Raw genomic sequence first — 11,386 nt, 5'->3', positions numbered from 1 at the left:
GGCCCGCCCCCCCGGGCGCCCCCCCTGCGCGAGGTCGCCTCCTCCCACCTCGGCGGCCCCCGCCCGCCCCCCATAGCCCCCCCACCCCCCCCCCTCGGCCCAAGTGCTGACCTCGGCCCGGCGCGCCGGCCTGGGCCCGCCTGCCGACCTGGGCCCAACTGCCGGCCTCGACCCGGCGCGCCGACCTCGATGCCACGTGGTCGGCGCCACCGACAGCGCCAACCCACTTCGGGCATCAGCGACGGGCGCCGACGGCGCGCACCACCCACCACCCGGCCACGTAGAGGAGCGCCGCCGCGATGAGCGCGGCTCCGGCGCCCGTGGCGACGTCGGAGAGCACGCCCTCGACCAGGTCCCGCGCGGCGAGGCCGGAGCCGCCGCTCCACCACTCGAGGGTGCCCGCGACCGCACCGACGGCCGCGATGCCGGCGACGATCGCGAGGAGCCGCAGGGCCCTCCGCCGTCCGCCCGGCGTCGCGGGCCGCAGCCGGGAGCGGCGGCGCCACAGGTACACGGCGATGATCACCAGCCCGGCGACGGTGCTGACGTGCTGCAGCGCCCTGGCCCACGTGAGGTCGCCGGCCAGTGGCGTGCTCAGGAACGGCACGTTCATGACGACCCAGCCGTCGCTGTGCGTGAACGAGTCCCAGACCAGGTGCGTCGCGATGCCGATCAGCAGCGAGAGCAGCACCCAGCCGGCACGCCGCAGCAGCGCGCCCGCGCCGCCGCTGTCGCGCTCGGGCGGCCGCGGGCCGGCCGGGGCGGGCAGCAGGCTGCCGACCGGGCGGCGGGCAACCAGGAACAGACCCCAGAGCGCCACCGCGTACGGCAGGCTGACGGTCAGGGCGCCGAGCAGGGTGTGCGACGTCGTCGCGTTCAGGTACGGCTCGTACCAGGACTGCGCGCTCACGGGGACCGGCGTGCTGCGGGCGAAGTAGGGCAGGTCCGGAGCCAGGGCCCCGGCGACGAGCGCCGCCGCGCTGAAGGGACGCCGCAGGAGCGGCAGCACGGCGGCGGGATGCGAGAGCGTGAACGGCACGGGTCGTCCTTCGAGGCTGGGGTGGTGCGCGGTGGTACCTGCCGGACAGTACCGCTGTCAGACCGTGAGGTTCACCCGGACACCGTGGGCAGCAGCACGCCGTCGTGCGCGTAGCGGTCGGCGACGGCCTCGGCGTCGCCTGTGCCCAGCGCGGCGTTCCACTCGTCGAACAGGGCGGCGATCTCCTGCTCGGTCGGCTCGCCGGTCTTCTTGCCGGTCTGTCCGGCGGTGTCCTTGGCGCCTGCCCTGTCGTCGGCCGTCGCGACGCCGGTGATGCCGATCGTGGCGGCGGCGGTGAGGACCGCCGTCACCGCGACGAGGCCGATCCGCTCGCGGGTCCGGCCGGGTTTCTGGATGGACGAGTTCGTCACGGCTCCGATGTGTTGAAGTCGTGGCCCCTCCGAATCCTGGTGTGATCCTGACGGTGGGGCCGCTCCCGGGGTTCGACCGGGAGTGGTCCCACCCTCGCCGTCCGCCCGGAAGGGGCCGTGCAGCGCGGATCCAGCGCTCGTACGACGTTCGGGAAAGACCGTTCGAGAGAGGCCGTTCAGGAGCGACGGCCGGCGAGCTCCGCCACGGCGTCCGCGACCCGGTCCACCTCGTCCTCGGTGTTGTAGTAGTGCGGCGACAGGCGCAGGCACCAGTCGACGTCCTTGTCCGCGAAGTCGAACTGCGCGAACTCCCGGAAGCTGAGCGCCGAGTTGATGCCGCGGTCGTCCATGGCGGCCTTGAACGCCTGTGGCTGCCAGCCCGCGATCTCGAAGGTGACGAGCGCGGCCGGGTCCGGGCCGCGGTCGAGCACGCGTACCCCGTGGATCGGTGCGAGCCCGGCACGCAGCCGGGCGGCGAGCGCGGGCGTCCGCCGTGCGATGGCCTCGATGCCGACGTCGCGGGCGTACCGGACGGCGGCGGCGCTGCCCAGCACCGTCGCGTAGGGGAACTCCCACTCCTCGAACCGGGCCGCCGTCGCCACGGGCTCGTAGGCGTCCGGCGCCGTCCAGCGAGCGCCGTGCATATCGATGAAGAGCGGTTCGTGGCCGGCGCGCAGCACGCGGTCGGACACGTACAGGAACCCGGAGCCGCGCGGGCCGCGGAGGAACTTGCGGCAGGTGGCGGTCAGCAGGTCGCAGCCGATCTCCTCGACGTCGATGACGAGCTGGCCGACCGACTGGCAGGCGTCGACCAGGTAGAGGAGGTCGAGCTCACGGCAGAGGCGGCCGATCTCGGCGACGGGGGAGACGAGCCCCGAGTTGGTGGGCACATGGGTGACGGAGACGAGCCGGGGGCGGTGGGTCCGCATCAGCGCGGCCATGGCGTCGACATCGACCACTCCCTCCGGGGTGTTGGGCGCGTGCACTATGCGCACGCCGAACCGTTTGCGCAGGGAGAGGAAGGCGATCTGGTTGGAGATGAAGTCGTCGCGGGTCGTGAGGATGACGTCGCCGGCCTCGAACGGGATCGAGGACAGCGCCGTGGCGTAGGCGTGGGTGGCGCTGCCCGCGAACGCGATGTTGTCGGGCGAGGTGTTGATGAGGGTGGCGATCTCCGTGTAGAAGCCCCGGACCTCCGCGGCCCGGGCGGCAGCGGCCTCGTAGCCGCCGATCTGGGCCTCGAGGTTCAGGTGGTCGACCATCGCCGCCGTCACGGGCCTGGCCATCAGACCGCAGCCGGCGTTGTTGAAGTGGATGACCCGGTCGGTCCCCGGTGTGTCGGCCCGCAGGGCCGCGACGTCGAGCTGAAGTGCTTCTCGCGCCGTGCCGGTAGCGCTATTCTTGGCGTTCATGAATGACAGTAGCACTTCTGGCGACCTGGCCGACGGGCTCCGTGCCCTGGTCGCCGGGCTGGCGGTCGGCGACCGGCTGCCCAGCAGCCGGGAGCTGATCAGCCGGTACCGGGTCGGGCCGGCGACGGTGGCGCGCGCCATCGCCGCGCTGGCCGCCGAGGGCACGGTGGTGACCCGCCCGGGCAGCGGGACGTACGTGGCGCGTCCGCCGGGCACCGAGGGGCGCGACGCCGGCGCGGACACCGACTGGCAGACCGTCGCCCTCACGGACCGCACCGTCGACACGCACCTCGTCGGCGACCCGCTCGGGCCCGTACCGGCCGGGACCATCCCGCTCGACGGTGGCTACATCCACCGTTCGCTCCAGCCGACCCGGGCGCTGAGCGCCGCGCTGGCGCGGGCGGCGCGCCGGCCGGACGCCTGGGACCGGGCCCCGGCCGGCGGCCTGACGGCGCTGCGCACCGTGCTCGCCCGGCTCGTCGGCGGCACGGTCACGTCCGACGATGTGCTGGTCACCGCCGGTGGACAGAGCGCCCTGTCGATAGCGTTCCGGGCCATCGCCGCACCGGGCAGCCCCGTCCTCGTCGAGTCGCCCACCTACCCCCGCGCGCTCGCGGCCGCCCGCGCCGCGGGGCTGCGGCCGGTCCCCGTGCCGCTCGACGCCGCCGGCCTGCGGCCGGACCTGCTGGCCGACGCGTTCGCGATGACCGGCGCGCGCCTGCTGTACTGCCAGCCGACGTTCCAGAACCCGACGGGCACCGTGCTGGCACCCGAGCGGCGCCGTCAGGTCCTCGACATCGCGCGTGCGTCCGGCGCGTTCGTGCTCGAGGACGACTTCGCGCGGCACCTCGGACACGGCGGCGCCGTGCCCCGGCCCCTGGTCGCCGACGACCGCGACGGCACCGTCGTCCACGTCACCTCGCTCACCAAACCGGGCGCACCCAGCCTGCGGATCGGCGCGCTCGTGGCCCGCGGACCGGTCATGGAGCGCATGCGGGCCGTCCGCCTGGTCGACGACTTCTTCGTCACCCGTCCGCTCCAGGAGGCCGCGCTGGAGATCCTGAGCTCCCCGTCCTGGGACCGGCACGTCCGCGCGCTCGGCACGGAGCTGCGGTCGCGGTGCGCGGTCCTGGCCGACGCCGTCCTGCTCGACGTCCCCGGCGCGACCCTGACCGGGCTGCCCACAGGCGGGCTGCACCTCTGGGTCCGCCTGCCACCCGGCGTGGACGACCACGCCCTCGCCCGCGCCGCGCGGCACCGCGGCGTCGCGGTGAGCGCCGGCCGCCGGTACTTCGCCGCCGAACCGACGGCGGCCCACCTGCGGATCGGGTTCGCCGCCGCGGCCGACCACGCGGAGCTGACCGAGGGGGCGCGCCGGCTGGGGACGGCGCTCGCGGACCTCTAGCGCGTGCGACCTCCACCCATCGCTTCGGCACTGGCTCGCGGCCCCCGGCTCCAGGCGCTCTACCTCGGCCGTCTGAGGCCTGGGGTCGGCAGATCGGTCCTGGAGTCCGGCACAACTCGGCTCAGCGCCGGGTGTAGACGACCCCCACCTTGTCGACCTCGTCGCCGGAGCGACCGTGGAAGCCGGCGATCTGCCAGCCGGACGGGGCGGTGTACGTGGTGCAGTCGCCGGTCGAGCTGCCGCCGGCAAGGGTCCGGCCGGCACTCGTCGTGAAGCGGGCGTAGGCGATCCGGGTGCGGCCGTCGTGCTTGATCTGGCACAGGTGCAGGCTCACCGGGTACTCGCCGGACGCGAGCGTCAGCGTCCCGAGGGTGCCACCGCTGCCTCCGTGCTCGACGCGGGTCCCGTCGGCGAGCGTCAGGCCGATCTGGTCCACCCGGGACGCGCCGCGCACGCGCAGCTCGGTAGGCGTCGCGCCCGGGGTGAGGTCGTCGACGTCGGTGAAGAAGGTGCCGTGCGGACCGCCGAACTGGTCGCTCATCCGGAAGTCGGGGCTCAGCGACCAGTTGAGCTCGACGGCGACGGGGTAGTGGTCCGACAGGTTCTTGCCCGCGCTGTCGCGGAAGGCCGCATGCTCGTTGCGGTACTCGACCGCGTCGAGGCGTACATGAGCCCCGCCGCGGTAGAGGACCTTGTCGACCACCTCGCACGTCTCGTCGACGGTCGCGTCGTCGCAGACCAGCGCGGGTGCGCCCTTGTCGGGGGCGTCGCCGCCGCGGACGAGGTCGACCCACGGGTCGGACAGGCCGTTCGCGGCCGCGAGCTCGGCGATCGTGTCGTCGGCCCGGGTGTAGCGCGTGTTGGTGTCGCCGTAGACGATCACCGCGTTCCCCGCCGAACGGGTCCGGATGAACGTGCTGAGCTGCGCGAGGTTGGCGCGCCGCGCGGCCAGGTCGCCGGGCTCGGTGCCGGCGTCGGTGTGCAGGTTGTACAGGTCGACCCACACGCCCTCGGCGAGGCGGGCCCGCATGAAGGTGAAGCCCTTGGGGGTGAGGCAGTCGCCGGACCCCGACGAGCAGTCGGCCCAGGTGACGCGCTCGAAGTCGTCGAAGGGGAGGTTCGAGAGCGTGTTGAGGCCGCTGCCGAACGGGACGCCGCCGCTCGTCGCCGTCCGATGGGGGTGGCGGTCCGCCGCGTAGAGCGCGGCGTGGTAGTTGAAGTCCTCCTGGACCTGGACGACGTCGTAGGGGGCCAGGCGCGAGCCGATGATCGGGGTGTTGGTCTCCGGGTCGCCGTCGCCGATCCCGAGCGGCAGCCCTGCGATGTTGTAGCTGAGGATCGAGAAGGACCCGCTCGTGACGGCCGCGGGCGACGCGGCTCCTGCCGCCGGGCCGGCGAGGCCGATCGCGGCGACGAGCGGGACGATCGTAGCCAGTGCGGCCGTGGCGAGTGCGGCCCTGGCGAAGGCCGTGCGTGTCCGCATACCGTGCTCCAGTCGTCGAGGGTGCCAGGGTGAAACCTGGCGTTTCGTCGAGTCTGGTCGATGTGTATGACTTCGTCACTACCTGCGGATTGCGCCGCCATTGCCTGGAAGTGACGGGCCGGCGGGTCTTCCCAGCTCAGCGCGTCCTCGGGAAGTCGAAGATCCGGTCCGGGTCGTAAAGACGCTTGATCTCTGTGAGTCGTCCCGCGGCGGACCCGTAGTAGGCGCGACGCCAGCCCAGCAGGCGAGGGTCGAAGTCGTTCTGGTAGGCCTCCCCGGATGCGTAGGGCTGCATCTCGGAGTGGATCGTGGTCAGCCATACCTCGGCGTTCGCGGCGGCGCCCGCGTCGTCGCGCTGGTCCCAGCCCGCCTCGTACTGCGCGAGAAAACGGTGGTGCCGATGGACGAACGCCGTCTCGTGCACGGGCCGGCGGTTCACGGCGCCGCCCATCGCGACGGCCGCCACCGACACGGCCACGCCGGCGGGGGCGTTCTCCACCGTCGTGATGGCCGCGCCGATCGCCTCGGCGGGCATCGAGCGCGCGAAGAAGTCGCTCCGCACGTCGTAGGACGGCCGCTCGGCGGGCTCTGGCGTGTCCCCGGCGAACCGCCGGACCGTGTGGAGGTGCGGTTCGGTGCGGATCTCGTGGCGGGTGTGGCCGTCGGGAAGGGCCGCCAGCCGCTCGGCGAGGTCGCCGTGGCCGCCGAGGGCGAAGGCGACGACCGAGACCGAGGGGCCGCCGGCGTCGTTCTGGAGGCGCAGGGCCGCCCACATCTCGTCCGGCAGGTCGGGGGCCCACTCCTGCCAGGCCGCAAGCACCTCCGCGGCGCGCGACCACGGCCAGGCCAGGTCGGCGGACGAGGACTCGTCGACGGCGTGGGTGCGCAGGCGCAGCTCCGTGACGACGCCGAGGCTGCCGTTCCCCGCGCCGCGCAGCGCCCAGAACAGGTCGGGTTCCCGCTCCGCGTCGCAGGTCCGGACGGCGCCGTCCGCCGTCACCACCGTCGCCTCGACGAGGTTGTCGCACGAGAGGCCGTACGCGCGCGACAGCAGGCCGTGCCCGCCGCCGAGCGTCAGGCCCGAGACGCCGACCGACGGGCACGTGCCGCCCGAGATCGTGACGCCGTGCTCGGCGAGCGCCGCGTAGAGCTTGCCGAGGGTCGCTCCGGCGCCGATGCGCGCCGTGCCTTGGTGGACGCTGATGTCGTTCATCCGCCGCACGTCGACCACCAGCCGGCCGTTCCCGCTGGACCAGCCCGCGTACGAGTGGCCACCGCTCCGCACCGCCGGCGGGATGCCGTGCGCCTGGGCGAACCTCAGGCACTCCGCGACGTCGGCGGCGGAGGTCACGAGGACGACGGCGGCCGGCCGGAGGTCGTCGAACCGGCGGTTGAAGAGCAGGCTCGCCTCGGCGTACCCGTCGTCGCCGGGCCGGACGACCTCGCCGTCGACGGTCGCTTCGAGCGCCCGCCAGTCGGGCGTCATGTGCCGTACGCCCTGAAGAACAGGTCGAGAGCGGCGTCGACGTGGGCTCGCAGCCGGGCCGGCGTCGGTATCGCGTCGTCGCCCAGCAGCATCGCCCGGTTGATCGGGTCGCCCATGACGAGCCAGTTGAGCTGGGTCGCCGCTGTGTCGGTGCTGGTGTCGGGGCCGGCGAGCCGGATCAGGCCGAGGTCCGCGAGGTCTCCGATGACGGTGGCGAGCGACGCGATCGCGACGCGTGGACCGTTCTCGTAGAGCGCCCGGGCGAGCTCGGGAAAGCGGACCGCCTCGCCGATGACGAGCCGCCGCAGAGCCAGCACCTCGGGGTTCATGACGGCCGTCAGCTGCGCGACCAGCAGGTCACGGACCTCGTCCCGCGCGGTCGCGGCGTCGGTCACCCGGGGCACGGAGGAGAGCACCGAACGGCTCGTGACCCGCGTCTTCTCCGTGACCAGGGCCAGGAAGAGCTCCTGCTTGCTGCCGAAGTAGCTGTAGAGCGTCTGCTTGGAGACCCCCGACTCCTTGGCGATGGAGTCCATGGTCACCGACTCGAACCCGGTGGCGAGGAACTGGACCTCCGCGGCCGCGAGCGCGGCGTCGTGCTTCTTGCGTGAGCTCGGTCGCGTGAGCTGGTCACCTTGCCGCATCGGTCGGGCACCTCCTTGCAACATCATACCGAGCAGTCTAGAGTCTAGTTATTGGACTTGAAAGTCCAGAAACTCGGTGACCAAGAGGCACAACAGGAGAAGAAGAGGAGATCGACATGGTGCAGAGCCAGGAACCGCTCACGTTCGAGGCGCAGCTGCGGGTCTCGCCGGAGGCCGCTTCGTGGACGGTGTTCGACGTACCCGGATCACGCGCGTTCTTCGGCACGGGCAAGCCGGTGCGGGTCACCGGGACGATCGACGACCACGCGATCGCCATCACGCTGATGCCGAACGGCAACGGCGCGCACGTCGGGCCGGTCAAGGCGGCCACCCGGAAGGTGATCGGCAAGGCGGCGGGCGACCGGGTACGGGTGACTCTCGAAAAGGCGTGACCGAGAGCCCGGGCACGGGGCTCGTCGCGTCACCCGAGGTGAGGCGCACCGTCGTCCCGGCCCGGACCGATCGCCCCGACGGGGTCGCGTTCGGGCGCCGGTACGACGTGCCCCGTGCCGAGCTGCCGCGACAGCACCCCGCGCAGACGTTCGCGCCCGCTGAGGTGCCCGCCCCGGTCCGGCCGGCCCGGCACCGCCGGGACCGGTGCCACCGACAGCAGCGCCAGCTCGTCCTCGCTCGCCGGCTGGTGGATCTCCGCGTAGCCGCCGTTCGGCATCCGGACGATGCGGCCCGTCTCGTGCCCGTGCAGCGCGATCTCGCGGTCCTTGCGCTGCAGCCCGATGCAGATCCGCCGGGTCACCTCGAACGCCAGCGGGGGACCCGCGAGCAACGCCACCTGCAGCGTCGTGATGATCGTCTCGAACGGCACGCCGAACTCCGTCGAGACGATGTCGGCGCTCGCGGCGCCCCACAGGATCCCGTAGAACAGCGCGCCGGCGACGCCGACCCCGGTGCGGAACGGGACGTTTCGCGGTCGGTCGAGGACCTGGTGCAGCTCCCGGTCCCGGTCGACCCACGCCTCGAGGTACGGGTAGACGATCAGGAGCGCGAAGTAGCCGCCGACCACGACGAGCGGCACCAGGGTGGCGAACGTGACGGTCCAGCCCATCCACTCGGTCTCCCAGCCGACGGGGACGAGCCGCAGCGCGCCGTCGAGGAAACCCATGTACCAGTCGGGCTGGCTGCCGGCGCCGACCTCCCCGACGGACGCGGGCCCGTAGGACCAGACGGGGCTGATCGTCGAGGTAGCCCCGAGCAGCACGAGCACCGCGCTCGTCATCCCGGTCATCCCGGCGGCGCGCAGGGCGGCGTCGGGCCAGAGGCGCAGGCCGAGTGACGGGGTTGGCTTCGGCAGCGGGTGGGCCGCCTGCCCGTGCCGCAGGCCGAGCACCCCGCGCGCCGCCATGACCAGCACGAGCAGCCCTGGCGCGATGATCGCGTGCACCGGGTACAGGTTCTCGATGATCTGGCCGGGGAACGGCCCGCCGAACATCCAGTTCGCCACCCAGGTCCCGATGAACGGGATGCTGAGGACCACACCTTCCACGATCCGCAGGCCGGTGCCGGACAGCATGTCGTCCGGCAGGGCGTAGCCGCTCCACCCGGCGGCGAGCACCAGGACGAAGGCCACGACCAGCAGCACCCAGCTCAGCTGCCGCGGACGGCGGAACCCGCCGGTGAAGAACGTGACCAGGAGCTGCATGATCATCGACGCCGGCATGACGAGCGCCGCCCAGTGGTGCGTCTGGCGGACCAGGAGACCACCGGTCTGCTCGAAGGAGATGCGCATGGTCGAGGCGAAGGCCTCGGTGACCGTCGCGCCCCGCAGCGGCTCGTACGGCCCGTCGTAGGTGACGAGCTCGTTCGACGGCGTGTACCAGGTCGCGAGCAGCACCCCGGTCACGGCGAGGACGAGCAGGCAGGCGAACGTCACGACGCCGAAGAGGTTGGACCAGCGCAGGTGCACCCGGCGCCGGCCCAGGTCGGTGACGAGCGTGCGGACGGCGGCGCCCACGGTGCGCCGGCCGGCGCGGGGCCGGCGTCCGGCCGGGTCAGCCGGCATCGCGCACCACGCTCAGCTCGGGACGGGCAGCGGCCTCGCGCGCGAGGTCGGCCTGTGCGCCGTCGATCCCCGCGAACGGGTCGCCGCCCGCCAGGAAGGCGGCCCGCGGTCGTTGCACGGTGGCGAGCGGGATGATGTCGCGCCCGAAGAACACCGCCGAGACCCACACGAGCAGCACGCGCACCTTGCGCTCCCAGGTGGGGACGGCCAGGACGTGGTAGCCGCGGTGCATGAGCCAGGCCAGGAAACCCTTGATGACCAGACGGCGGTACTGGAAGATGCCCTGCCCGATGCCGAGGGTGGCCACCACGCCGAGGCTGTGGTGGAGGTACTGCCTTGGCTGCTTGCCACGGAGGTCGGCGACCAGGTTGGCGGCCAGCAGCTTGCCCTGGCGTACCGCGTGCTGGGCGTTGGGCACCGTCCGTGCGCCGGGCACGGGGGAGGCGAGGTCGGGAACCGCCGCGTTGTCGCCCGCCGCCCAGGCGTGGGGTACCGGCGCGTCGTCCGTGCCGACCCGCAGGTCGGCCCGGACGCGGACCAGGCCGCGCTCGTCGACCGGCAGGTCCGTGTTCCGCGCGACGACGGGGTTGCTGCCGTTGCCCGCGGCCCAGATCAGGAGGCCGTTGCCGTACGACTCGCCCGTGGACAGCATGATCCGGCCGTCCGCGGCCGAGACGACCTGCGTGCCCAGGTGGATGCGCGCGCCCCGGCGCTTCAGGTGCTCCACCACCCAGCGGCCGGGCTCGTCGGTGACCTCGGGCAGGATGCGCTTGTTCGAGTCGACGAGGTGGAAGGCCAGGTCGTCGCGGCCGAGCTCGGGGTACGAGCGCAGCAGGCTCGTGGCGAGGGACAGCAGCTCGCCGAACACCTCGACGCCCGTGAACCCGCCGCCGACGACGGTCACCGTCAGGAGCCGCCGACGCTCGTTGCCCGGCGGGAGCAGGGCCGCGCGGTCGAAGGCGGTGAGGAGCTGGTCGCGGATCGCGACGGCTTCCTCGACGTGCTTGAGGCCGATCGCCTCCTGCTCGATCCCGGGGACCGGGAACGTGCGGGTCACGGCGCCGGCGGTCACCACGATTGTGTCGTACCGGATCTCGCGCAGCGCGCCGTCGTTGGTCCGGACCGTCGCCGTGCGGTGCGCGTGGTCGATGGACGTCGTGTGGCCGGCGATGATCGTGGTGCGGCGCAGGTGCCCGCGCAGCGACACCATGACGTGCCGTGCCTCGATGGAACCGGCCGTGACCTCGGGCAGGAACGGCTGGTAGGTCATGTAACCGTGCGGGTCGACGAGGGTGACCTCTGCCTCGCCCCGGCGGAGCTTCTTCTCCAGCCCCCACGCGGTGTAGAAGCCGGCGTAGCCACCGCCGACGATCAGGATCTTCTCCGATGTCTTGCCTGAGATGCTTCCCATGACACCCTCCTGGTGGTCTTACCTGTTCGACAGGACAGCGAGACCAGATGTGACGTGGTGGTGGTCACACCGAGGGGTGTCCGCCGAGGTCGGACGCCGACGCCGGCCGGCGCTGGAG

The 11,386-nt window shown here is 72.9% G+C and carries 10 protein-coding genes; 2 read left to right on the top strand and 8 right to left on the bottom strand.

The window, feature by feature from the left end; genetic code table 11:
* Positions 1–235: 235 nt before the first annotated feature.
* From ACFWE2_RS20915 to ACFWE2_RS20905, 3 genes are all read right to left on the bottom strand, one after another.
* Positions 236–1,039, bottom strand: a complete 804-nt coding sequence (locus ACFWE2_RS20915) for a DUF4184 family protein (protein WP_377226138.1) — start codon at positions 1,037–1,039, stop codon at positions 236–238.
* A 71-nt stretch (positions 1,040–1,110) separates the two neighbouring features.
* A complete protein-coding gene (locus ACFWE2_RS20910; protein ID WP_377226137.1) occupies positions 1,111–1,410 on the bottom strand; it encodes a hypothetical protein in 300 nt (99 codons plus the stop codon).
* Positions 1,411–1,586: 176 nt separating this feature from the next.
* The gene (locus ACFWE2_RS20905; RefSeq protein WP_377226136.1) at positions 1,587–2,822 is read right to left on the bottom strand and encodes an aminotransferase class V-fold PLP-dependent enzyme; all 1,236 of its coding nucleotides are present in this window, start codon (positions 2,820–2,822) and stop codon (positions 1,587–1,589) included.
* Between ACFWE2_RS20905 and ACFWE2_RS20900 the strand changes: the two genes are divergently transcribed.
* A complete protein-coding gene (locus ACFWE2_RS20900) occupies positions 2,821–4,227 on the top strand; it encodes a PLP-dependent aminotransferase family protein (protein ID WP_377226135.1) in 1,407 nt (468 codons plus the stop codon). The genes ACFWE2_RS20905 and ACFWE2_RS20900 overlap by 2 nt on opposite strands.
* Positions 4,228–4,348: 121 nt before the next feature.
* On the opposite strand, the gene ACFWE2_RS20895 is transcribed toward ACFWE2_RS20900, so the two are convergent.
* The 3 genes from ACFWE2_RS20895 to ACFWE2_RS20885 form a co-directional block, all read right to left on the bottom strand.
* On the bottom strand, positions 4,349–5,710 hold the full coding sequence (locus ACFWE2_RS20895) for a jacalin-like lectin (RefSeq protein WP_377226134.1): 1,362 nt from the start codon (positions 5,708–5,710) through the stop codon (positions 4,349–4,351).
* A 136-nt stretch (positions 5,711–5,846) separates the two neighbouring features.
* Positions 5,847–7,196 (bottom strand): FAD-binding oxidoreductase, encoded by a 1,350-nt coding sequence (locus tag ACFWE2_RS20890; protein ID WP_377226133.1) that lies wholly within the window; start codon positions 7,194–7,196, stop codon positions 5,847–5,849.
* On the bottom strand, positions 7,193–7,840 hold the full coding sequence (locus tag ACFWE2_RS20885) for a TetR/AcrR family transcriptional regulator (protein WP_377226132.1): 648 nt from the start codon (positions 7,838–7,840) through the stop codon (positions 7,193–7,195). The genes ACFWE2_RS20890 and ACFWE2_RS20885 overlap by 4 nt, the downstream gene beginning before the upstream one ends.
* 116 nt (positions 7,841–7,956) lie before the next feature.
* On the opposite strand from ACFWE2_RS20885, the gene ACFWE2_RS20880 reads away from it, so the two are divergent.
* The gene (locus ACFWE2_RS20880) at positions 7,957–8,232 is read left to right on the top strand and encodes a DUF1905 domain-containing protein (protein WP_377226131.1); all 276 of its coding nucleotides are present in this window, start codon (positions 7,957–7,959) and stop codon (positions 8,230–8,232) included.
* 29 nt (positions 8,233–8,261) lie between these two features.
* On the opposite strand, the gene ACFWE2_RS20875 is transcribed toward ACFWE2_RS20880, so the two are convergent.
* A complete protein-coding gene (locus tag ACFWE2_RS20875) occupies positions 8,262–9,857 on the bottom strand; it encodes a cytochrome bc complex cytochrome b subunit (RefSeq protein ID WP_377226130.1) in 1,596 nt (531 codons plus the stop codon).
* Positions 9,847–11,268 (bottom strand): NAD(P)/FAD-dependent oxidoreductase, encoded by a 1,422-nt coding sequence (locus ACFWE2_RS20870; RefSeq protein WP_377226129.1) that lies wholly within the window; start codon positions 11,266–11,268, stop codon positions 9,847–9,849. Before ACFWE2_RS20870 ends, ACFWE2_RS20875 begins: the two co-directional genes overlap by 11 nt.
* Positions 11,269–11,386 lie beyond the last annotated feature (118 nt).

This window comes from Promicromonospora sp. NPDC060271 (genome assembly GCF_042726755.1).
Taxonomy (GTDB): Bacteria; Actinomycetota; Actinomycetes; order Actinomycetales; family Cellulomonadaceae; genus Promicromonospora.
The sequence above is the reverse complement of the archived record's forward strand: the minus strand, read 5'-3'. Positions and strand labels throughout refer to the sequence as shown.

Coding starts and splice junctions, on each gene's coding strand:
- ACFWE2_RS20875 (WP_377226130.1), bottom strand. CDS start 9,857: ATGCCGGCTGACCCGGCCGGACGCCGGCCCCGCGCCGGCCGGCGCACC.
- ACFWE2_RS20870 (WP_377226129.1), bottom strand. CDS start 11,268: ATGGGAAGCATCTCAGGCAAGACATCGGAGAAGATCCTGATCGTCGGC.
- ACFWE2_RS20900 (WP_377226135.1), top strand. CDS start 2,821: ATGAATGACAGTAGCACTTCTGGCGACCTGGCCGACGGGCTCCGTGCC.
- ACFWE2_RS20885 (WP_377226132.1), bottom strand. CDS start 7,840: ATGCGGCAAGGTGACCAGCTCACGCGACCGAGCTCACGCAAGAAGCAC.
- ACFWE2_RS20895 (WP_377226134.1), bottom strand. CDS start 5,710: ATGCGGACACGCACGGCCTTCGCCAGGGCCGCACTCGCCACGGCCGCA.
- ACFWE2_RS20880 (WP_377226131.1), top strand. CDS start 7,957: ATGGTGCAGAGCCAGGAACCGCTCACGTTCGAGGCGCAGCTGCGGGTC.
- ACFWE2_RS20905 (WP_377226136.1), bottom strand. CDS start 2,822: ATGAACGCCAAGAATAGCGCTACCGGCACGGCGCGAGAAGCACTTCAG.
- ACFWE2_RS20890 (WP_377226133.1), bottom strand. CDS start 7,196: ATGACGCCCGACTGGCGGGCGCTCGAAGCGACCGTCGACGGCGAGGTC.